Origin of the sequence: Pseudomonas sp. efr-133-TYG-23 (genome assembly GCF_030209215.1) — a bacterium.
Taxonomy (GTDB): domain Bacteria; phylum Pseudomonadota; class Gammaproteobacteria; order Pseudomonadales; family Pseudomonadaceae; genus Aquipseudomonas; species Aquipseudomonas rhodesiae.
On record NZ_JARVSL010000027.1, the window covers coordinates 399,406 to 421,803 of the forward strand.

Below are 22,398 nucleotides of genomic sequence, written 5' to 3' on the forward strand. Positions count from 1 at the left end.
ATGTACCGAATTCAGTACAAGACAGCGCAAAAGATTAACGGAACGGTCGTACCAATAGAAAGCTCTGTAGGGTGTTTCTATGTTTGTGGTGGGACATAAACTGTTGGCAATACGACCTCAGCGGAAATGGCGTGCGTAATGCTTCGGGTCGAAGCGCGTGACCATCAGCAGCATCACCACGATCACTCCGGTCAGTGCCCACCAAGCCCATTCGAAGCTGCCCAATTGGTCGCGAATAACCCCGGCGATCAGCGGCGACAGACCGGCGATCAGGTAGCCGAAGCCCTGCACAAAGGCGGTGAGGCCGCCGGCGCGGCGCGGGTTGTCCAGGTGATCGAGGGACAGGATCAGACTCATCGGGAACAACCCGCCGATGCCCAGGCCGAGCAGGCATGGCCACAGCAGGCTCACGTGTTGCGGTGCCAGAATCAGGCCGCAGAAACCAAGGATGATCAGCACCAGCAACGTCGCCACCACGCTGCGTTTATCCTGGCGACGGTTGGCAATGGCCGGCGTGATCAGCCCCGACACCACTTCCATTGCCGTGAGGAAGCCCAGCACCAGGCCGGCGCTCTGTTCGCTCCAGCCTTGTTCCACGTAATACGGCGCCAGCCAGGCGAGTACACAGGTGTAGGACGCGGTTCCGAGGCCGAAAAAGATCGCCAGCAACCAGGCGCGTGCGTTGCCGAAAAAGCGTTCCTGCGTGTCGGAGCCGGCCTGGGGCACTGGCGGCAGCGTCGAGCGCTGGGCGTACCAGAACACCAGCGCCAACACGGCAAGCATCGCCCAGATGGCCAGGCCGATGCGCCAACTACCGGTCTGCACCTGCACGAACGGCGCGAATGAAGCGGCCAGCGCGGCGCCGCCCATGATCGCCGTGACGTACAGCCCCATGAACAGCGAGACGTTCTGGTTGAAGCGGGTCTTGATCAGCGCCGGCATCACCGCCTGGATCAGCGCGATCCCCACCCCGGCGGCGATGGCGCTGACGATCAGCTCCAGCGCCGAGTCCAGCCACAACCGCGACAGCGTCGCTACGCCGATCACCCCCAGGGACAACACGATGCTGCGGTGCTCACCCACCCGCTTGGCCAGGCCCATGCCGAAAAACATCGCCAGCCCCATGGCCATCACCGGCAGCATGGTCAGCAACGCCGCGCTGCTGAAACTCAACGGCACATCGCCGCGAATCGACGACAACAACGGCCCGACCGCCGCCATCGAAGGGCGCAGGTTAAGGGCGACCAGCACCACACTGAGCATCAGCCAGGCGGCGGTAGTGGGTTTTGCGTGAACGTTTTCCATGGGCAAGCCTTGAGTGAACAAGCGCAGATCAGGCCATGGCGGATGCCGGCGGGGCAAATGAGAAAGTCGCAAAGGCTATTGAAAAATTGCGCTGGGGTTAATGGGCGTGGTCCTTTGCTTGCCCCCTCGGCTCACATCGCCTTCATCCACAGCCCCTGATCGATTTCAATCAACGTTGGCCCTTGCCGTTGCACGGCGCTGTGCAAGGCATTGCGTAGCTGCTCAACGTCGTGTGCGCTGTCAGTGGCACTGCCAAGGGCCTTGGCCACGCCGATAAAGTCCGGGGTGTAGATGTCCACGCCCACCGGTTCGATGGCGCGGTTGAGCATGTAGCGCTTGATCTCTTCATAGCCCTGGTTGTTCCACAGCAGCACGATGATCGGCGTGCGGGCTTCCACGGCACTGGCCAGTTCCGGCAGGGTGAATTGCAGGCCGCCGTCGCCGATCAGGCACACCACCGGCCGGCCATCGCCGCGTCCGAGCCAGGCGCCGATGGCTGCGGGCAGGGCATAGCCCAGGGTGCCGTAGCCGGTGGAGGCGTTGAACCAGCGACGCGGATGGTCGAGGTTCAGGGTCAGGTTGCCGCTGTACACCGGTTGGGTGGAATCGCCTACCAGCACGGCATCGGGCAAGGTCGCCAATACGGTGTTGAGGAACAGGGTCTGCGCGCGGGTGGCGGCGTCCCAGGTCGGCGCCAAGTCAGCCCACAACCGTGCGACGCGGTGCTGCCCCCAGTGTGGATCGCGCGCAGGCAGCGGCGTGTGGTTCAGTTCGGCCAGCACGGCCTCGACGGCGATCCGCGCATCGGCCACCAACGCCACGGCGGGCCGATAGTTGCGCACGGTCTGGTCCGGGTCGATATCGATGCGTAGCAAAGTGCCGGGAATCTCGAAGCCGCCGGCGAAGGTCGTGTCGTAGTCGGTTTCCGCCAGCTCCGTGCCGATGGCCAGCACCACGTCGGCTTCGGCCACCAGGGCGCGGGTAGCGGGCAAGGTTTGGGTCGAGCCGATCAGCAGCGGGTGCGCGGCGGGCAGCAGGCCCTTTGCGTTGATGGTCAACGCGACCGGCGCGCCGAGGGTGTCGGCCAGTGTGGTCAGTGCCGCGGCGGCTTCAATGGCACCGCCGCCGGCCAGGATGAACGGACGCTTGGCTGTGGCGAGCAAGCGCCCCATCTGCACGACGGACGCCGGTGCGGCGCCGGCGCGGGCCACGCTGACCGGCGCGCAGCCCAGCAGCGCATCGGCGTTTTCCACCAGTACGTCCAGGGGGATTTCAATATGCACTGGGCGCGGCCGCCCGGCCTGGAACAGCGCAAACGCCCGCGCCAGCACACTGGGCAGTTCCGCCGCCGACATCACGGTATGGGAAAACGCCGCCACCCCAGCCACCAGCGCACTCTGGTTCGGCAACTCATGCAACTTACCGCGCCCGCCGCCCAACTGGCTGCGCGACTGCACACTGGAAATCACCAGCATCGGGATCGAGTCGGCATAGGCTTGGCCCATGGCCGTGGTGATATTGGTCATGCCGGGGCCGGTGATGATGAAACACACACCGGGCTTACCACGGGTGCGCGCGTAACCATCGGCCATAAAACCGGCACCCTGTTCGTGGCGCGGGGTGATATGGCGGATGCTGGAACGGGCCAGGCCGCGATACAGCTCCACGGTGTGCACGCCGGGGATGCCAAACACATGGTCCACGCCATAGCCTTCCAAAAGGTTGACCAACACTTCGCCGCAGGTCGCCATACAGGTCGCTCTTGTGAATGAGAGAAGGCGGTATTGGAACGGTTGGCCCATGGCGCCCACAATCGATAAAACGTCATACTCGCCATGTTCCCACGTCATGGCTCATCGCATGAAACGCCTTCCGCCGCTGCCTGCGCTGCACACCTTTTGGGTCACGGCCCACTGCTGCAACTTCACCCGCGCCGCCGAACATCTGCATATCACCCAGGGCGCGGTGAGCCGGCAGATCGCCGGGCTGGAGCGCCACTTGGGCTACCCATTGTTTCTGCGCCAGGCGCGAGGCTTGAGCCTCACGGAGCAGGGCCGCGCGTGGCAGCACTGCGCGCAGCAGGTGTTTGGCCTGATCGGCGCCGCGGTGGAGCACATCGGTCCGCGCCAGCAAACCCTGCAACTCAAGGCCTCCACCTGTGTGATGCGCTGGCTGCTGCCGCGCCTGATGCAATGGCAACGGGAACGCCCGGATGTGCCGGTAGAACTCACTACCACGGTGGCCAACACCGTGGACTTTCGTCGCGAGCCTTTCGATGCGGCAGTGATTTACGCGCCCATCGCCGCGCAGCCCGCCGAGGCCCGGCATTTATTCGATGAACGACTCACCCCGGTCTGCGCCCCGGCCTTGCTCGCGACGCTGCGCACACCGGCGGACCTGCAACACCAGGTGCTGCTACATCCCACGCGAGACGAGCGGGATTGGACGCTCTGGCTGAAGGCGGCGGATGTGCGCTTGAGCAGGGTCAGCCAAGGTCATCATTTCGAAACCCTGGACCTGGCGATGACGGTGGCGTCCCAAGGCTCTGGCGTGGCGATCGGCGACTGCGCGCTGATTGGCGAGGATGTGAAGGCAGGGCGGCTGGCCATGCCATTTGAACGGCGGGTGCCGACGGGGATGGGGTATTACCTGGTGTCTGCGCCGGGTACGCAGCCACTGCCGGAGCTTGAGGCATTGATGAACTGGCTGCAGAGTCAGGCGCACTCTTCAGATCAGGGGTGGGGCAGCGGTACTTGAACTGACCGATCGATCGCCATCGGGGGCAAGCCCCCTCCCACAGTTTTGATCTGGTTTCCTCAGTCCATGTGGGAGGGGGCTTGCCCCCGATAGCGATGAATCAGTCAATAAACATCAATCAGTAACCGACCGTAAAACGCTTGCGCGGGTGCTGATGCTTTTCCACTTCATCGATCATCGCGATGGCGTAGTCGGCAAAGCTGATCCAGCTGCGGCCTTCGGCGCTTACCAGCAAATGGTCCTGACCCAGGCGGAACGTGCCGGTGCGCTCGGTCTCGACAAATTCCGCCGACGGCGACAGGAAGGTCCAGTCCAGTTCCCGTTCCTGGCGCAGAGCCTCAAGGAACTCGGCGCCGGCGCTGGCTTCGGCTTTGTATTCGGCCGGGAAGCCCTGGCTGTCGATCACGCGGCTACCGTCCGGCAACAACAGTGAGCCCGCGCCGCCCACCACCAGCAGGCGTTTGACCCCGGCTTTTTTCACCGGACCGAGCACCGCCGCAGCGGGCAAGGTGGCGAAGTGCGCCGCGCTGATCACCACGTCGCTGCCGCTGACGGCCTGTTGCAGGGCCTCGGCATTCAAGGCATCGACCTGCTTGACGCTGACGCCGTCGCGCGCCGGCAAGGCGCTAGTATTGCGGGCGATGGCGACCACGCTATGGCCGCGACGCAGGGCTTCTTCCAGCAGTTGGCTACCGGCACGACCGGTGGCGCCAATGATTGCGATCTTGCTCATGATGTTCTCCAAGTAAAGGTCAGGTTCTACAACGGTTCACCACTTCATTTCGCCCTTGGCGACTTTGGCGCTCAGCTCCAGCGAGCTGTCGTCGGCGAGGGTCGGGTAACGCTTTTTCATGGCCGCGATCAGCGCGGCGGAGTCCTTGGCCTTGGCGGTTTCCAGGTCAAAAGCCTTGATGTAGTCGGCGGTGAAGGCCACCGACGCCAGCGACGGCGTGCCCAGGTAGTGCCCTGGAATCACCGTGCGCGGTTGCAGCTGTTGGATGCGCTGCAGAGTCGCCAGCCAGTCTTTGTGAGACTGCGCGCTTTGGGTGTCGGCCATCCACACATGAATGTGCTCGGCGACCACCACGCCACCCACCACAGCCTTGATCGACGGGATCCACACAAAGCTGCGATCCGGCTGCGGGCCGTCCAGGCCGATCACCTCCAGTGTCTGGCCTTCCAGGCTCAGGCTATGACCTTCAAGCACCTGGGGCACGATGATCTTGGCCGGTTTGTCGGCGCCCATTTTTGGGCCCCAATAGGCCAATTTGCCGGCCTCGGTGGCTTTGATGTGCTCGACCACCGGTTGTGGGGCCAGCACTTTGGCGTCGGGGAAGGCCGCAGTGAGAGTGTCGAGGCCGAAGTAGTAGTCCGGGTCGCCATGGCTGATGTAGATGGTGGTCAGGTGCTTGCCGCTGGCGCGGATTTTTTGCACCAGTTGCTCGGCCTGGCCTTTGCCGAATTGTGCGTCCACCAGGATTGCATCCTTGGCGCCGCTGACGAGTACCGAGCTCACCGGAAAAATCGCTGCTTCACCGGGGTTGTACAGGTCCAGGCTCAGGTCGGCCGCTGCCGCATGGGCCGCGAAAGCCAGGGCGGCGCTGGCCAGCGTCAGGCGCTTGAAAATTGAGAACATCGGGTAGCTCCAGCATCGATTCAAAGAATGCACAGAGCTTAGTTGCACCAAACCAGACTAAAAATGCGATGCTGGAACATAGTTTGTTTCTAAAAGCGGACAGATCATGGATCGTCTTCAAGCAATGCGTGTGTTTGTCACCGTGGTCGACCTGGGCAGCCAATCCGCCGCCGCCGATCATTTGGACCTGTCGCGCCCGGTGGTATCGCGCTACCTGGCCGAGTTGGAGGATTGGGTCGGCGCGCGCCTGCTGCACCGCACCACGCGCAAGCTCAGCCTCACGGCGGCCGGCAGCGAAACCCTGCCCCGTTGCCGGCAAATGCTGGAGTTGAGTGCCGATATGCAGGCCGCCGTCAGCGAACCGGACGATGCGCCCCGTGGCCTGTTGCGCCTGAGTGTGAGTACCTCGTTCGGCCAGGCGCAACTGGCCGAGGCCATCGCCGAGTACGTCAAGCGTTACCCGTTGGTCACGGTCGATCTGCAGATGCTCGACCGCACCGTCAACCTGGTGGATGAGCGTATCGATTTGGCGATCCGCATGAGCAACGACCTGGACCCCAACCTGATCGCCCGGCGGCTTACGGTTTGCCGCTCGGTGGTGTGCGCCACCCCGGCGTATCTGCGTGAGCATGCGGCGCCGCAGAACGTTGAGGACCTGGCGCGACACAACTGCCTGACCCACTCGTATTTCGGTAAGAGCCTGTGGCATTTCGAAGAGCGGGGCGAACCTGTCTCTGTGCCGGTGAGTGGCACCATCACCGCCAACGAGGCCAGCACTCTGCTGCGTGTCACTCTGGCCAGCGCCGGGGTGGCGATGCTGCCCAGCTATCAGGCCGGCGACTACATCCGCCGTGGCGAACTGGTGCGCCTGCTGCCCAGCGCCGAACCCCGGCAGATGAACATCTATGCGGTCTACGCGTCGCGCAAGCACATGCCTTCGGCGCTGCGCAGCCTGCTGGATTTTCTGGTGTTGCGCTTTCCCGAAGAGCCGGCGTGGGATGAGGGTTTATACGCGACATAAACGGGTTGAATGGCGTCCAATAATGGCATCCTGCCCCGGCTGACCTATGCTTTAAACAGCACCGTGTATATCTGTGCAGAGGTCAGTGCCATGAGCATCAAAACCCGCAAGTACCTAATGATTTTCGCCCTCAGCGCGCTGGCCAGTGCGCTCTACGGGACGGCCGCCTACCGCGTCGAGCAGACCCGCATGCAACCGACCTTTGCGATCAGTTGCCATCAGGACCAGTGCATTCCCCACAGCGGCAGTTTCAGCGCGCTCAGGTAGGCTGCTGCGCTTTTAACTGTTCACGAAATGCCTTGGGTGAAAACCCGACCCGGCGGCGGAACAGCCGCGAGAAATTGGTCGGGTCGGAAAAACCCAACACCTCCGACATCTCATTGATGGTCATGCTGGTGTACGTCAGCAGGCGCTTGGCTTCCAGCAACTGGCGGTCATGCATGATCTGCAGCGCGGGCTGCCCGGCCAATTCGCGGCAGGTACCGTTCAGGTGCGACACCGAGATCCCCAGTTTGTGGGCCAGGTCCTCGATTTTGGGATGCTCGCGGTAGTGCTGTTCCACCAGCTGAGTGAAGCGTCGGAAATACTCACGACCCCGTGGTGCCCGTGGATGGCGGCGCTGGATCGCCTGGCGGCTGATCCACACCAGCAGCACGCTGACCAGGGCGTGCATCAGCATGTCCCGTGCCGGTTGCTCATCGGCGTATTCATCCTGCAGGCGCGCGAACAAGCTATTGAGGTAATCGCTGTCCTTGCCCGCTGGGTAATTGCCCAATGTCTGCAAGGCATCGACCGTGGAACCCAGTTGCGCCTGCATGTGGTCCACCAAGGGCGCGGCCAGGGTCACCACATAGCCTTCGACATCTTCACTGAAGCGAAACCCGTGCACACACAGCGGCGGCAGGACCTGTAGCGTGGCTTCGTTGAGCGTGGTGCGCTGACCTTCGATTTCCAGCTGGGCCTGGCCTTTGTGCACATACAGCAATTGGCACAGATCCGCGTGCCGGTGGGGCTGGATCTCCCACTGGTATTCCCTGCTGCGTCGGGAAATAGTTTCGCAGTGCAACAAATCGGGCGTCGGCCATTGCTGACTTTCCCCGTAAAGCTTGAAGACCGGAATCGCGGTTTTGGTCATGTTTTCAATCCGATACTCAGGATAGGGGTGCGGTAATCGCCCCGATTGGTAAAAAGCGCAGGCTTTGGCGCAGTTTTCACCTTCTTATGCCGTGCACTCAAGTGAAAAATGTCAGCTACAAGATCAATGACAACTCTTTCACTCAATCCGTTCGAGTGGAACTTGCGGGCGATAAAAATAATGAAAACGCTGGAAACCCAAGTCGCCATTATCGGCGCCGGTCCGTCCGGACTGTTGCTCGGTCAGCTGCTGCACAACGCCGGCATCCAGACCGTGATCCTTGAGCGTCAGAACGCCGATTACGTGGCGGGGCGCATCCGCGCCGGGGTGCTGGAGCAGGGCATGGTTGACCTGCTGCGCGAGGCCGGCGTGAGCCAGCGCATGGATCGCGAAGGCCTGGTGCACGACGGCTTCGCGCTGGCGCTCGACGGTCAACTCACCCCCATCGATCTCAAGGCGTTGACCGGCGGCCAATCGGTGATGGTTTACGGCCAGACCGAAGTCACCCGCGACCTGATGGCCGCGCGCGCGGAAGCGGGCGCCACCACCCTGTATGAAGTGCGCGACGTACAGCCCCATGACCTCAAAAGTGATCGACCCTGGCTCACCTTCGAACACCAGGGTCAGGCGTTTCGGCTGGAGTGCGATTACATTGCCGGTTGCGACGGTTTTCACGGCGTGGCACGTCAGTCGATTCCGCCTGAGTCATTGACCATCTTTGAACGGGTCTACCCCTTCGGTTGGCTGGGCATCCTCGCCGACACACCGCCGGTGCACGAGGAACTGGTGTACGCCAAGCACCCTCGCGGGTTCGCCTTGTGCAGCATGCGGTCGCCGACCCGCAGCCGCTATTACCTGCAAGTGCCGGCGGACGAAGACCTGGAGCAATGGTCGGATGCGCGCTTCTGGGAGGAACTCAAACGGCGCTTGCCTGCGGCATTGGCCGAGCAACTGGTGACTGGGCCGGCCATCGAAAAAAGCATCGCGCCGCTGCGCAGCTTTGTGGTGGAACCGATGCAGTACGGACGCTTGTTCCTGCTCGGCGACGCCGCCCATATCGTGCCGCCCACCGGGGCCAAGGGCTTGAACCTGGCGGCCAGTGACGTGAGTACGTTATTCAGGATCTTGCTTAAGGTTTACCGCGAAGGCCGCGTGGATTTGTTGGAGCGCTATTCCGCCATTTGCCTGCGCCGCGTGTGGAAGGCCGAGCGGTTTTCCTGGTGGATGACCTCCATGCTGCATACATTCGCCGAGGCCGATGGCTTCAGCCAACGCATTGCCCAAAGCGAGTTGGAGTATTTCGTCGGCTCCGAAGCCGGGCGCAAAACCATCGCAGAAAATTACGTCGGACTTCCTTACGAGGCTATTGAATAGCCTGCTATCGTATTGCGCATTGCCGTGGGCGCCTTTCCCACGGCCTTGCTCGAAGGTTCCTGCGTGACTCAGCTTAATCACTCCACCCCACCTGTTCCCGCCGTGCGCAGTATTCTGATTGCGCTGATGATGGCCATCTTTCTTGGCGCCCTCGACCAGACCATCGTTGCGGTGTCCATGCCCGCCATCTCGGCGCGCTTCCACGACGTCAACCTGCTGGCCTGGGTGATTTCCGGCTACATGGTGGCGATGACGGTGGCGGTGCCGATCTACGGCAAGCTCGGCGACCTGTACGGGCGTCGGCCGATGATGCTGATTGGCATGGGGCTGTTCACCCTGGCCTCGCTGTTGTGCGGCATGGCGCAAAGCATGGAACAACTGGTGCTGGCGCGGGTGCTGCAGGGGATCGGCGCCGGGGGCATGATCTCGGTGAGCCAGGCGATCATCGGCGACATCATCCCGCCTCGCGAGCGCGGGCGTTATCAGGGCTATTTCAGCAGCATGTATGCGGTGGCCAGCGTGGCCGGGCCGGTGTTGGGCGGTTACATGACCGAGTACTTGTCGTGGCGCTGGGTGTTTCTGATCAATTTGCCCCTGGGCGCTGGCGCCTGGTATGTGGCCCATCGCACTCTGGTGGGGCTGCCGGTGCCGCAACGCAAGCCGATCATCGATTACCTCGGCACTGTGCTGATGATCGTTGGCCTGACCGCATTGCTGCTGGGCATCACCGAAATCGGCCAGGGCCATTCGTGGCGCGATTCACAGGTGTTGGGGCTGCTGGGCGGTGCGCTGGTGGTGCTGACGCTGTTCGTGTGGCATGAACGCCGCGCGCGCGAACCGCTGCTGCCGATGCATCTATTTGCCAACGCCAGCGCGGTGCTGTGCTGGTGCACGATTTTTTTCACCAGCTTCCAGGCGATTTCCCTGACGGTGCTGATGCCCCTGCGCTTTCAGACGGTGACCGGCGCCGGTGCCGACAGCGCCGCTCTGCATCTGCTTCCTTTGGCCATGGGCCTGCCGATCGGTGCTTACTGCGCTGGGCGCCGCACGTCGGTGACCGGGCGCTACAAACCGATGATCCTCAGCGGTGCGCTGTTGAGCCCGCTGGCGATCCTCGGCATGGCCTACAGCGCGCCGCAGGCGGTGGGGTTGACGGCGGTGTTTATGCTGTTGTGCGGGATCGCCGCCGGCATGCAGTTCCCCACCTCCCTGGTGGGCGCGCAGAACTCGGTGGCACAGCCGGATATCGGCGTAGCCACCAGCACCACCAACCTGTTCCGCTCCCTGGGCGGCGCGGTGGGGGTGGCCTGTATGTCGGCGCTGCTGCTGGCGTTGCTACAGGATTCCAGTTTCGCTCACCTGGCCAGCGGCGCACTGGTGGCCGAGGGTGCGTCCGGCAACGTGCTGCTCGACGGCCTCAACGCCGCCCCCGGCCCGGCGCAAGACGCCCTGCGCGCGGAACTGGCGGTGACGTTCCGGCATTTGCTGATGGTGAGTGCGGCGGTGTCGTTGCTGGGGCTGGCCGCCGCCGTGGCCATGCCTGATCGCATACTGCGCGGGCGTGAGGACAAGGCCAAGTAACGGGAACCCTGAACGACAAGCTGTGGGAAGGTTTAATCCCTCCCACACCTGCATGCAGTCCAATTCAGATCAGGGGCTGTAGTAGCCCACCGCGACCATGAAATGCCCGGCCTTGCGCACATACGCATGCTTGTTCTCGACCTTGCCGGTCACCGGGTTTTTCCAGCGGTATTTGTATTCGCCCTGATCCTGCTCCGCCATCATCTTAAGCATCGGTTCGCCCACCGGTTTGCCGTCCGGGTCCTTGATCTTGCTGAAGTCGGTGTTGATCAGCCGCAATGTGGTGCCGTGGGCCACGTAGCGGTGGGTATTGAGGTCGACCACAAACACGTACAGGTCATCCTGTAGAAAACCGCCCTGCAGTGAGTTGATCGCCTTGAGTGTGCCGGTCTCGTCCTTGAGTAACGCGTTCACCGCTTTATTACGCAGCGCCCGCGCTTGTTCCGGCGTGGCCCTTGGCAGGTAGTAGCCCACCGCCAGGATGCGTTCACCGACGCGCTGGTAGAACACATGTTTGTGCTCGACCTTGCCGTCGTTCCAGTTCTGCCAACGATAGTCAGCCTGCTGGATGCCCTGGCCTTCCGGCACCTTGAGCGCTTGCTTGAATGACTCACGCAGGTCCGGCCCGAGCACCTCGGACACATCGCGGCCGATCAACGCTGAAGACGGGCCGCCACTGGCCAGCAATACGCCTTTGGTGTCCACCACGAACACATAACGGTCATGGTCGACAAACTCGCCCTGGCGACTGAACGCGGCGAACGCCTTATCGCCATTGCTCTGGTAATAAACCAGGGCTTTTTCCAGCAGCGCCTTGGCCGCCTGGGCGTCTTCATCCCTAGCGGTATCTGCATGCACCTGACTGAAACCCAACAGCAGCAACCAGGTGATGCGCAGCAGTCCCTTCATGAGCCAATCCTCGTTCTTGTTGATGTGAGCACAGCGTAGACGCCTATGGCTCAGGGCGCCGCCAGCCATTGATCGACGATGCCTTGGTACACCCCGGTGGCCACACTCAGGTGCAACCATTGGTCGACATAGCTTTTCCACGCCACGTCATCGCGGGGCAGCAGGAAGGCTTTTTCGCTGTACTGCATCTGCTTGTCCGGGTTGACCGCGCACAGCCCCGGCTTGAGTTTCTGCTGGAAGCGCGCCTCGCTGGCATCGGTGATCATCACGTCGGCCTTGCCCGCCAGCAACTCGTCGAAAATCGTCACGTTGTCATGCAGGCGAATCTGCGCTTTGCCCAAATGCGTGCGGGCGAACACTTCGTTGGTCCCGCCCGCCGGTTCGATCACCCGCACCTGGGGCTGGTTGATCTGCTCGACGCTCTGGTAACGCTGCACGTCGGCGCAGCGCACCAGCGGGATCTTGCCGTCGACCCCGAGGGACTGGCTGAAAAAGGCTTTTTTCTGGCGCTCCAACGACACTGAAATGCCGCCCACCGCGATATCGCAGCGTTGGGCCAGGAAGTCTGGCATCAGGGTTTTCCAAGTGGTGGGCACCCATTGGATCTTGGCGTTGAGGCTCTTGGCCAGGGATTCGGCCATGGCAATGTCGATGCCTTCGTAGCCGCCATCGGCGCGCAGGGAGGTGTAGGGCTTGTAGTCGCCGGTGGTGCACACGCTGAGGGTGCCACGCTGCAACACTTCATCGAGGCGCGACGGGGCGGTGTCGGCCAGAGCCGGCGCGGCGAGGCTGGCCAATACACCGAGGGCTAATAGAGCTTTCATGCAGTCGCGTCCTTGGGGCGGGGTCGGGCGGCCATTATTTCCAGCACGGGGCAGGGTGGCAAGGCGTGACGATTGTTTAGCCGGGCTGCAACCATACTCCGCCAACCGTGAATTTAACCGGCGCTCGCGGCATGTGAGGCTGGCGCGCATCCCACCAGTGTGATTCGCCCATGGCCGCTTCCCCCGACGCCCACCTCGCGACACTGCCGTCCGCGCTGGCGTTCTGGGCGCTGTTCCATTGCCGCCACGCGCGCCCGCCGGATACCGCTCTCCTACGTTGATTGGCCCATTGGATGACGCACGCCTGTGCCCATCTGCCCGGCGGCGCCCGCGCGCCTGCCAGACCCCCCACGTATGAGAGCCCCCATGAGTGTTTTCGCCAGCCTGCACGAAGCCCAGTCCTTTCTTGAACACAACCCGGACATCGAACTGTTCGAGCTATTTATTCTCGACAACAACGGTGTGCCCCGCGGCAAGCTGCTGCACCGCGATGAACTGCTGGCGGTGTATGAAAGCGGCCGCCCGCTGCCCAGTACCATCCTCGGCCTGACCATCAACGGCGACGACGTGGAAAACTCCGGGCTGGTTTGGGAGGTCGGCGATATCGACTGCCGCGCCTACCCGATCAGCGGCAGTTTGCAGCGTATGCCGTGGCGGTTGATCCCCACGGCGGCGGTGCAGGTCAGCATGCACCCCAGCGAAGGCCTGCCCGCCACCGTGGCCGACCCGCGCCAGGTGCTGGCCAAGGTGATCGACGCACTCAAGGCCGACGGCTATTACCCGGTGATGGCGGCCGAGCTGGAGTTCTACCTGCTCGATCAGAAACCCGACAGTCATGGCCGCCCGCAACCGGCGCTGGATCAGGACGGCGGCCGGCCGCGCGCGACCCAGGTCTACGGCCTGCGGGAACTGGAGCAGATCGAACCCTTCCTCGCCGACCTCTACAGCGCCTGCAAACTGCAAGGCATTCCGGCGCGCACGGCGATTTCCGAATATGCCCCGGGGCAGGTCGAGATCACCCTGGAACACCGCTCCGACGCCCTGCAGGCCATGGACGAAGCGGTGCGCTACAAGCGCCTGGTCAAGGGGGTGGCACACAAACACGGCATGACCGCCTGTTTTATGGCCAAACCGTTCGACGACCTGGCAGGCACCGGGCTGCATATGCACGTCAGCCTGGCGGATGCCGAAGGCCGCAATTTATTTGCCAGCGCCGCCGCCGATGGCACGCCGCTGTTGCGCCACGCGGTGGGCGGCATGCTCAGCACCTTGCTGGATTCGCTGCTGATGTTCTGCCCCAACGCCAACTCCTACCGGCGCTTCCAGGCCAACAGCTACGCGCCGTTGGCCGCCACCTGGGGGGTGGACAACCGTACCGTCAGCCTGCGTATTCCCGGCGGGCCAGCGCCCTCGCGGCATATCGAACACCGCATCTGCGGCGCCGACGCCAACCCGTACCTGGCCGCCGCCGCGATCCTGGCCGGCATCCATCGCGGCATTCGCGAGCAGCGCGACCCCGGCGCCCCGGTGGAAGGCAACGGTTACGCCCAGGCCAAGGAGCGGTTGCCCACCGACTGGCTCACCACCCTGCGCGCACTGGAAGGGTCGCATTGGGCGCGGGAAGCGTTTGGGCCTGATTTTCTCGGCGTGTACCTGGCGGTCAAGCGCGCCGAGTACCGCCAGTTCATGGGGCAAGTCGGTGAACAGGACTGGCGCTGGTATTTGCATCAGGCATGACGGGATTAACGGTAGTGTCTTCGACCTTTTTTTCACGTTGCCGCCGTTAAGCTGCCAATCAAGGTCGTTCACTACCGTTTCACCCAGATGAGCCCATAGATGTCGTCACAACCTCCATCCTCCATCGAGATTGAATACGCCGAACGCTGTGGCCGTGAGCACGCCCGGGTCTGCGGCGATACGCGCCCGCCAGGGCTGCGCCGGCGTCTGGTGGCGTGGCGCGACGCCTGGCTGGTGCGCCAGGCGTTGAAAGTGGCCGGCGAGCCGGGGCTGATCCTCGACCTGGCCTGCGGCTCTGGGCGGTTTTGGCCGGTGCTGGCCGAGCACGTCAACCGGGTGATCCTGGCCTCGGATAATTCCCAGGCCATGCTCGACCATGCTCGCACCCACTACCCGGCGTCGTTGCTCAAGCGCGTCAAGACGTTCCAGGGGTCGGCGTTTTCCATTGGCTTGTCGGAAAACGCGGTGGATTGCATCTTCTGCCTGGAATTGTTTCGTCATGTGCCCGACAGCGAAGGGCGCCTGGCGCTGCTGCGCGAGTTTCATCGCGTCAGTCGCGACACCGTGATTGTTTCGGTCAACTCCCGCGCCGTCGTCGAGGCAGAGTTTCGTCAGGCGGGGTTCAACGTGCTGCACCATCAGGAATTCGTGCCTGGCTCGGCGGTATGGCGGGTCTACGTACTGCGTAAGAGATGATAACTCCCATCTGTCGGACTATTCTTCAACTCCTGTCTGAGTTTTCATGATCGGCTGTGCACTGTGGATGCTCGCAAGCCTCTTGCGCGATATATACTGCGCGCCATTCTTCAAGGGAGAGCCGTGTGGCCATCGATATTCACTGGATCTGCGACAACGATAGCCTCGGCCAGCATTGCGCCGAATGGCAGCAGTTGCCATTCGTCGCCCTCGACACCGAATTCATGCGGGTCGATACCTTTTACCCCATTGCCGGGCTGATCCAGATCGGTGATGGCGTTCGCGCCTACCTGATCGATCCCCTGACCATCGACAACTGGCAACCCCTGGCCGCCTTGCTGGAAAACCCAGCCGTGATCAAGGTGGTGCATGCCTGCAGCGAAGACCTCGAAGTACTGTTGCGCCTGACCGGCAGCCTGCCGGTGCCGTTGTTCGACACCCAACTGGCAGCGGCTTACCTGAACCTCGGGTTCTCCATGGGCTATTCGCGTCTGGTGCAAGCCGTACTGGATATCGAGCTGCCCAAGGGCGAAACCCGCTCGGACTGGCTGCAGCGGCCATTGTCCGAAACTCAGATCAGCTACGCCGCCGAAGACGCGGTGCACTTGGCCGAGGTCTACACACGCTTGCGCCCACGGCTGTCGGACGACAAATACGCCTGGGTATTGGAGGACGGTGCCGAACTGGTGGCCAACCTGCGCCGCGAAGTCGACCCGTATGAGGTGTACCGCGAAGCCAAGCTGGCGTGGAAACTGTCCCGCGCGCAACTGGCCGTATTGCGTGAGCTGTGCGCCTGGCGCGAGCAACAGGCCCGTGCCCGTGACCTGCCGCGCAACCGCATCATTCGTGAACATTCGCTCTGGCCCCTGGCCAAGTCCCAGCCGGATAACCTCGCCGCCCTGGGCAAGATCGAAGACATGCACCCGCGCACCGTGCGCCAGGACGGCCAGTTCCTGCTGGATCTGATCAAGCGTGCCGGCAGTGTGCCCGCCGACCAATGGCCGCCGGCCATCGCCGAACCGTTGCCGGTGGACGCCGCCGCGCTGATCAAGCAACTGCGCGCACTCGGCCAGGCCGAAGCCGAACGCCTGGACATGGCGCCGGAGCTGATGCTGCGCAAGAAAACCCTCGAAGCCTTGGTTAAAAGCGGCTACCCCGATGGGCCTTACCAATTGCCAGACTCGCTGCGTGGCTGGCGCCGCGAGTTGATGGGCCAGGCGCTGCTCGACAGCCTGGCCACTGCCGGAGAACAGCCTTGAAACGTATTTGTTCCATCTACCGCAGCCCCAAACGCGCCGGCATGTACCTGTACGTGCTCAAGAGCGATGCCCTCGAACGTGTACCCGAAGGTTTGGTGAGCGTATTCGGCAAACCGGTGCATGCCTTCGACCTGGTGCTGACGCCCGAGCGCAAGCTGCAACAGGAAGACATCCACCAGGTACTGGAAAACCTCGACAAGCAGGGCTACCACCTGCAAATGCCGCCGGCCGAGGACGAGTACATCGAACACTTGCCCGAAGAGCTGCTGCGTCGCAATGACCCGATGTGATCGGTAAGTGCCCTGTCCGGGGCACATTTTCAATGAAATCGTATGAGTTGGCGGTGGCCGTAAGGATGCGGGCGGCCGTCTGCACTGTTTTTGAAAGGTTTGAACCATGCGTGTTCTGATTGCTGAACAGGATCACCCGCTCTATGCGCGACTGCTGCGCGAAGCCGCGCCGGACCTGGAGGTGCTGACCAGCGGCGACTCCGCCGAGTTATCGCGCCTGGCCGCCGATTGCCCGGTGTGGCTGGGCCAGCCGGACCTGCTGGCGACGCTGTTGCGCCAGGGCCATCAGCCGCAATGGCTGCAATCGACCTGGGCCGGCATCACGCCACTGTTGGCCGACGGCTTGCCGCGCAACTATCGCCTGACCCGTGCGGTAGGCATCTATGGCCAGGTGATGGCCGAGTTTGTGCTCACCTATATGCTTGGCCACGAGCGTGAAGTGCTGGCACGTCTGGTCAGCCAGGTCGAGCGCAAGTGGGACAACCGCATGGGCCAGAGCCTGGCGGGGCGCACGGTGCTGATCGTCGGCTGCGGGGATATCGGCCAAAGCGTGGCGCAGTTTCTGCTGCCGTTCGGCGTCAAGTTGTACGGCATCGCCAGCACTGCGCGGGAGCAGGCGCCGTTTATCGAAGTGGCCGGCCTGGACCAACTGGGGCGCTTGGTGGGGGCGGCCGACTACGTGATCAACCTGCTGCCGAACACGCCCAACACCCACGACCTGTACGACGCGGCGCTGTTCAAGCAATTCAAGCCGACCGGGCTGTTTATCAACGTCGGGCGCGGCGTGGCGGTGGTCGATGCCGACCTGGTTGAAGCCCTCAAGGAAGGGCATCTGGCGGGCGCGGTGATCGACGTCTGTCGCCAGGAGCCGTTGCCGCAGCGCCATCCGTTCTGGACCGCCTGGGGCCTGTTGTTGACCGGGCACAGTTCGGCACCGACCTCGCCGCCGATGATGGTGGATTTGTTTATCGAAAATTTACGCGCGTATCAGGCCAGTGTGCCTTTGCGCGGCACCGTGAGTTTCGACCGCGGCTATTGAAAACACAGGGTCGCGGCCGTTCGGCCATGCGGCGGTCGAGGGTGGGGCTCACGGATTTTAAAAACGTCTGCTCACACTCAGTCGATTTCGCCGTTTACCGCCCTGTGTGAGGCTGGCGCTCTTTGCCAAAAAGAGTGCCTGCCCATGCTCAGTTCCGGTGCTGTTTCCTCATCTTCTGGCGTTACTCCGTTATTCCCCGCGCCGGCTGCCGATGCGGTCATTCCCCCGTCCCAGGTGCCGGCGGCGTTGCCCACCGCCAATGCTCACCTGCGCACGGCGTTGGGCGACCGGCATAACTGGAAAGTCCTCGGGCAACAGCTCGCAGCCATGGCGACTCGGCTTGGCCCGGCGGCCACGCCACAGGCTGTGCAGGCTGCGTTGCGGCAGACACGGATGGACCTGCATCCCGACTCCTCAAGCCTTGCGCAGCTCGGTGCCGCCACAACACTTGAGGCTTTTATCCAGGCCAACGGTCTGCGCCTGCCGGCCAGGTTCTTTCACCTGACAAGCCTGGCGGACGCGGTCACCGAGCGCGCCCTGGCGCATCCCTTGGGTAATTTCGGCGGTGGCCTGTCCTGGCCTGTCGCGCTGACGAGCGATGCACAGCGCATGTTGCTGCGGGCCGCCATCGGCTATGCCGCGCGTCACCCGAATAATCCCCAGGCGGGCCCCAGTGTAGGGGTGCTGGAGTACCTCAACGGCAACCGTCCGCTCCCCAGCGATGCCGCCGACGATCCGGCGAAGGCGTTGGAAATCCTCGTCGGTTCCGCCCGTGGCCAGGCACTGGGCCAGGCCATGCAGCAACAGTTGAATGGCATCGCCACCGACACCAGCGTCAACGATTACACGCTGGCGGCCATCAACGTGGTGCTCGATCCCCAATCGGTCGCCGCACCCCGTCGCAATACAGTCGCAGGCTTCGATTTGGCTCAGCCGCGCTACTGGGGCAGGCCCATCGCCGAGATACGCGCCGGGCTGCACCAGCATCTGGTGGACAGCGGCCAGACCAGCACCGGCATGGCCAATGTGGGCGCCTACGCGCTACTGGCCCGCACCGCCCCGCAGCTTCTGGTCAAGGATCTGCCTGACAACGTGACCTTTGGCAGTCCGGCCTGGGTCAGCCTGTCGATTGCGGCGGCAACCATCGAGGCCCAGGCGCCGGGTTCAGTGCCGAATATGACGTTTGCCCAGGTCATGCTCCAGGCCAAGCGTGCCGCCATGGCCGATCCGCTAGTCACCCAACACGCCCAGAGCGCCGCGTTGCTGGATTGGGGCGTGGTCAACGGCGTGGTGTCGGCCAAACCCGACGAGCGCTACACCCCAGCCGAGATCGAGCGGGTCAGAACCGCTTTCAATCGCCAGATGGATGAGTGTATGCAGGCCTCCAGCCAAGTGGAAACCGAGCTGCCGAACCGCAAGGAGATTGCGTTGGCCAAGCTCAAGGAGCGGTTCGGCGAGGGCCTGCCCTTCGAGGCCAAGCGCCTGAGCGTCAAAGACCCGAGGCCCGGATTCGACCAGCCACTGTACGACCCGAACCGCGCGCCAGCGGGGCTGCATTCGATGCTCGATATTGCCATGGGCGGGTTGCACAACTACGCCTGGGAAACCCGCGACCCACGCCTGAGCAAGGCGATCAAGGGCAAGTCCCTGAAGCTGGACGCCCATGGGGTTTTCAATAACCAACTCAACCAGGCAATCGCTGCGCGCAAGCAGGGCATAGGCACGACCATCAAACACCTGGTGGCGCAATTGCCCTTGGCTGATCGACAAAACCTCGAATATGGAAAACTCGAATTTTTCCAGAACCATACATACGCGCTGGGGCTGGGCTTGACCGGCAGGACCCTGGAGCACAAGAACCCCACGCTACTGATCAAGGCCACCCGGCCCCATGGCGTCAGCGTCTACGCCCTGGATCTGAAGCAAGGCGCTATTCGAACGATGCCGGCTTCGGTGCTGACCCGCGAGCGTGAGCGCGAGGCCAACCGGGTCTTCCCTATCGAACCCTTCACACCGCGGCATAACAGCGGTGCTGCGCCGAATCGGGTAGAGCAGGCCGTTCCGTCAAGTTTTGAGAGTGCGCGAACACAGTTCATCGCCGACGCCTTTGTCGAACATTTGGATATCGACAATGACGAAGCGGTCAAGCAGGCCAAGGGCGTCACGACCTACGATCGGCAAATGGAGAACGAATGGAAGCTGGCGGATTTTTTCCTGAATCTGGTGCCGCTCAGGTCAGCGATCGGCAATTTTAAGCAGGGCAATTACCTGGATGGCGCATTGGATCTGGGTATGGATGTCTTCGGTTTTGTCACCGCCGGCGCAGGGGCCTCAACCAGGTTGGCGAAAGTGGGTGCCACGGCGGCGTCTGCTGGGGTCAAGGCGTTGAAGGTAGCCAGGATCATCGGCACTACCGCAATCGGTGCATTCAACCCGGCCAGTGGCCTGGGCGATTTGATCGGTCAAGGCGCGGGGTTGATCCGTCGGGGTGGCAGTTACCTGCTGGGCAAGGCGCTGAGCGGGGTCAATCAGCTCAAGGGCGCCGCCGGCAGCTATGACCTGTTGAAGACGGTCAGCAAGCAGTACGACGCGGCGGCAACCGGCACGTTCAAGGTGGCGGGCCAGGCCGTTGAGGGGGGCGCGGTACTTAATAACGGGCGCTGGTATGCCTTTGATGTCGACCACCTGCGCCCATATGGGCCCCCGCTGGAGGAGTTCACCGCGCAGACCAAAGCGGTAGGCGGGGCCTTGACCACCGTAAGACGCGATCCGGGTAGCGAGCTGAGTAACCTAGCCCTGAGGCAGTACAGCGTGCCCGAATCCAGGATTGCCGGGCTTACGCGCAACAGTCGAGGGGTTTATACGGGAGCGGATGGCCATCTGTCCTTTATCCGCCAAACCGACAGCACCGGTGCAACCGCTGTGTATGAGGTTCGGCAAGTCACCCGTACCCAAGACGGTGCGGTGCAGGCGAGGATTTACCACAACAATCGCCAGACGCCGGTGATGGTGCAGCATGTCGAAGGCGACCAGTGGCTGCGGCTGGGGGCTCGCGGCGGTAATCCACCTACGGTTGCCGAGGATCTCGGGCCCATCATCGGCGCAGGTGGCGAAGGCACAATTTACGAAAGCCTTGACGGCAAGAGTGTCTATAAAGAGTTCGTTGATCCCGTCCGTGGCTATATCCCCAGTTATGTGCAGATAGAAACTGACTGCCTGAACACCTATTACGGCGCTGGCTTTGCAACGGCGATTATCGAAGGCGAGCAGGCCTATATAAAAATGGGCAAGTTGGATGGCGTCGCGCTCAGCACCGTCGGCGGCCGCAGCTTGCCGCCGCAGGCCAGAACCTTACTGGAGGACGCACTGCGGCGAATGGAGGAAAAAGGCATCTATCACCAGGACTTGCAGCTCAAGAACTTCCTGTATTCGGCCCGCGATAAAGTGGTGTATCCGGTGGATATCCAATCGATACCGGCGGAGTTCGTGGTCGGCCCCGTTCTGGATGCCTACAACGACATGAAGAGCACCTTGCTTTGGCAGTTCAGTGGGTTGGTTGGCTCATGACACGACGGGGGCGGGCGTAGGTTTGAGCCCAGGTGGCGTCACAGCACGCCCTGCCGTTTGAGCGGCAGGGCGTACGGGCTTACAGGCTGAAATCACCTTCGGATACCAACTCGCTCAACGGCCGGCGCGGGCTCGGCAGTTCGCGGCCTTGCAGGTATTCCGGCAGGCTCGATTTGTCGCCCAGCTTGCCCACGGCCACCGCCGCATGCAGTGCGTACCCTTGGGGAATCTTCAACTCTTTACGGGTCAGTTCCTGATCGAAACCGGCCATGCCATGGGTGTACCAACCGCTGAGGCTGGCTTGCAGTGCCAGATGGCCCCAGGCCGAGCCGGTGTCGAAGGTGTGCCACAGCGCCGGGGTTTCCTCGCTGGCGCCAGGGGCAATGAAGTCGGTTTTCGAGGCGATGATCACCAGGGCCGAGGCATGCTGTGCCCAGCCGCGATTGAATTCATTGAGCAGGCCCAGAAAGCGCTCCCAGTCCGGCGTGTCGCGGCGTGCGTAGAGAAAGCGCCACGGCTGCGAGTTGTAGGCCGATGGCGCCCAGCGTGCGGCCTCGAAGAAACTCAGCAAGGTCTCCTTCGGGATGCTCTCGCCGGTAAACGCGCGGGGCGACCAGCGCTCGGTGAACTGGGGATGGATCGGGTAGTCGGCAACGCGGGTCATGGGCGGGTTCCTGATGGTCAATTCGGCGCTCCAAGCTACTGCGCGCCCGCTAGACTGACAAGTCTTGCAACACCGCCAGTCGTAAGCGCTTGGCCCCGAGGGGCGAGGGCACTAGACTGGCGGCCTTTTCACAGACCGATACCGATGCAGACCCATGGCCGCCAAAGTCGAACCCTTCTGGATACGCAAAACCCTCGATCAACTCGACCAGGAGGAATGGGAGTCGTTGTGCGACGGCTGTGGCTTGTGCTGCCTGCAAAAGCTTGAAGACGAAGATGACAACAGCGTTTATTACACGCGCATCGCCTGCAAGTTGCTGGACCTGAAAACCTGCCAGTGCACCGACTACCCCAACCGCCGCGCCTCGGTGCCGGACTGTATCCAACTCACGCCAGGCCAGGCCGACCAGTTCAAGTGGCTGCCGCCCACCTGCGGCTATCGCCTGGTGAGTGAGCGCAAGGATTTGCCGCTTTGGCACCATCTCGTCTGCGGTGACCGCGACGCCGTGCACCATGAACGTATTTCCCAGTCCGGGCGCATGCTCAGCGAAGGCAGCGTGCCCGAAGACGACTGGGAGGATTACCTGATTTTCCGCGCTGGCTGA

At 62.8% G+C, this 22,398-nt stretch carries 20 protein-coding genes; 12 read left to right on the plus strand and 8 right to left on the minus strand.

Annotated features, from left to right (window positions below):
- Positions 1-117: 117 nt before the first annotated feature.
- Both QRN41_RS19760 and QRN41_RS19765 read right to left on the minus strand, forming a co-directional pair.
- On the minus strand, positions 118-1,305 hold the full coding sequence (locus tag QRN41_RS19760) for a cyanate transporter (protein ID WP_167416505.1): 1,188 nt from the start codon (positions 1,303-1,305) through the stop codon (positions 118-120).
- Between the two features lie 131 nt (positions 1,306-1,436).
- A complete protein-coding gene (locus tag QRN41_RS19765; protein WP_285422033.1) occupies positions 1,437-3,056 on the minus strand; it encodes a 5-guanidino-2-oxopentanoate decarboxylase in 1,620 nt (539 codons plus the stop codon).
- Between the two features lie 109 nt (positions 3,057-3,165).
- Between QRN41_RS19765 and QRN41_RS19770 the strand changes: the two genes are divergently transcribed.
- Entirely contained in the window at positions 3,166-4,062 is an 897-nt protein-coding gene (locus QRN41_RS19770) for a LysR substrate-binding domain-containing protein (RefSeq protein WP_285422034.1), read from the plus strand.
- 118 nt (positions 4,063-4,180) lie between these two features.
- Here the strand turns inward: QRN41_RS19770 and QRN41_RS19775 are convergent, their stop codons facing one another.
- The gene (locus QRN41_RS19775; RefSeq protein ID WP_285422035.1) at positions 4,181-4,795 is read right to left on the minus strand and encodes an NAD(P)-dependent oxidoreductase; all 615 of its coding nucleotides are present in this window, start codon (positions 4,793-4,795) and stop codon (positions 4,181-4,183) included.
- Positions 4,796-4,831: 36 nt separating this feature from the next.
- Positions 4,832-5,698, minus strand: a complete 867-nt coding sequence (locus QRN41_RS19780; RefSeq protein ID WP_285422036.1) for an MBL fold metallo-hydrolase — start codon at positions 5,696-5,698, stop codon at positions 4,832-4,834.
- 106 nt (positions 5,699-5,804) lie between these two features.
- Between QRN41_RS19780 and QRN41_RS19785 the strand changes: the two genes are divergently transcribed.
- Positions 5,805-6,719 (plus strand): LysR family transcriptional regulator, encoded by a 915-nt coding sequence (locus QRN41_RS19785; protein ID WP_123480465.1) that lies wholly within the window; start codon positions 5,805-5,807, stop codon positions 6,717-6,719.
- A gap of 90 nt (positions 6,720-6,809) precedes the next feature.
- The gene (locus tag QRN41_RS19790; protein ID WP_167389878.1) at positions 6,810-6,986 is read left to right on the plus strand and encodes a hypothetical protein; all 177 of its coding nucleotides are present in this window, start codon (positions 6,810-6,812) and stop codon (positions 6,984-6,986) included.
- Here QRN41_RS19790 and QRN41_RS19795 read toward each other — a convergent pair.
- Entirely contained in the window at positions 6,979-7,854 is an 876-nt protein-coding gene (locus QRN41_RS19795; RefSeq protein ID WP_034112419.1) for a helix-turn-helix domain-containing protein, read from the minus strand. The two genes, QRN41_RS19790 and QRN41_RS19795, sit on opposite strands and share 8 nt — an antisense overlap.
- A 189-nt stretch (positions 7,855-8,043) precedes the next feature.
- Here QRN41_RS19795 and pobA point away from each other — a divergent pair, with 189 nt between their 5' ends.
- Together pobA and QRN41_RS19805 are read left to right on the plus strand one after the other, a co-directional pair.
- On the plus strand, positions 8,044-9,228 hold the full coding sequence (gene pobA / locus QRN41_RS19800) for a 4-hydroxybenzoate 3-monooxygenase (RefSeq protein WP_285422047.1): 1,185 nt from the start codon (positions 8,044-8,046) through the stop codon (positions 9,226-9,228).
- 63 nt (positions 9,229-9,291) lie between these two features.
- Positions 9,292-10,809 (plus strand): MDR family MFS transporter, encoded by a 1,518-nt coding sequence (locus QRN41_RS19805; protein ID WP_094064864.1) that lies wholly within the window; start codon positions 9,292-9,294, stop codon positions 10,807-10,809.
- 69 nt (positions 10,810-10,878) lie between these two features.
- Here the strand turns inward: QRN41_RS19805 and QRN41_RS19810 are convergent, their stop codons facing one another.
- Both QRN41_RS19810 and QRN41_RS19815 read right to left on the minus strand, forming a co-directional pair.
- Positions 10,879-11,718 (minus strand): cache domain-containing protein, encoded by an 840-nt coding sequence (locus QRN41_RS19810; protein WP_285422037.1) that lies wholly within the window; start codon positions 11,716-11,718, stop codon positions 10,879-10,881.
- Between the two features lie 50 nt (positions 11,719-11,768).
- Positions 11,769-12,542 (minus strand): transporter substrate-binding domain-containing protein, encoded by a 774-nt coding sequence (locus QRN41_RS19815; RefSeq protein ID WP_034096435.1) that lies wholly within the window; start codon positions 12,540-12,542, stop codon positions 11,769-11,771.
- Between the two features lie 366 nt (positions 12,543-12,908).
- On the opposite strand from QRN41_RS19815, the gene QRN41_RS19820 reads away from it, so the two are divergent.
- The 6 genes from QRN41_RS19820 to QRN41_RS19845 all read left to right on the plus strand — a co-directional run bounded on the left by QRN41_RS19820 (position 12,909) and on the right by QRN41_RS19845 (position 21,130).
- The gene (locus QRN41_RS19820) at positions 12,909-14,279 is read left to right on the plus strand and encodes a glutamine synthetase family protein (protein ID WP_285422038.1); all 1,371 of its coding nucleotides are present in this window, start codon (positions 12,909-12,911) and stop codon (positions 14,277-14,279) included.
- 99 nt (positions 14,280-14,378) lie between these two features.
- Positions 14,379-14,975, plus strand: a complete 597-nt coding sequence (locus tag QRN41_RS19825) for a class I SAM-dependent methyltransferase (RefSeq protein WP_034137380.1) — start codon at positions 14,379-14,381, stop codon at positions 14,973-14,975.
- Between the two features lie 125 nt (positions 14,976-15,100).
- The gene (gene rnd, locus QRN41_RS19830; protein WP_034096438.1) at positions 15,101-16,234 is read left to right on the plus strand and encodes a ribonuclease D; all 1,134 of its coding nucleotides are present in this window, start codon (positions 15,101-15,103) and stop codon (positions 16,232-16,234) included.
- A complete protein-coding gene (locus tag QRN41_RS19835) occupies positions 16,231-16,524 on the plus strand; it encodes a YcgL domain-containing protein (RefSeq protein WP_034096439.1) in 294 nt (97 codons plus the stop codon). Before rnd ends, QRN41_RS19835 begins: the two co-directional genes overlap by 4 nt.
- A 106-nt stretch (positions 16,525-16,630) precedes the next feature.
- Positions 16,631-17,563, plus strand: coding sequence for a D-2-hydroxyacid dehydrogenase (locus QRN41_RS19840; protein WP_285422039.1), 933 nt, complete (start codon positions 16,631-16,633; stop codon positions 17,561-17,563).
- Positions 17,564-17,707: 144 nt separating this feature from the next.
- The gene (locus tag QRN41_RS19845) at positions 17,708-21,130 is read left to right on the plus strand and encodes an OspG family effector kinase (protein ID WP_285422040.1); all 3,423 of its coding nucleotides are present in this window, start codon (positions 17,708-17,710) and stop codon (positions 21,128-21,130) included.
- Positions 21,131-21,209: 79 nt separating this feature from the next.
- On the opposite strand, the gene QRN41_RS19850 is transcribed toward QRN41_RS19845, so the two are convergent.
- Positions 21,210-21,794: a nitroreductase family protein gene (locus QRN41_RS19850; protein WP_034137383.1), complete on the minus strand. Its 585-nt coding sequence runs from the start codon at positions 21,792-21,794 to the stop codon at positions 21,210-21,212.
- Between the two features lie 154 nt (positions 21,795-21,948).
- On the opposite strand from QRN41_RS19850, the gene QRN41_RS19855 reads away from it, so the two are divergent.
- Positions 21,949-22,398 (plus strand): YcgN family cysteine cluster protein, encoded by a 450-nt coding sequence (locus tag QRN41_RS19855; RefSeq protein WP_034096443.1) that lies wholly within the window; start codon positions 21,949-21,951, stop codon positions 22,396-22,398.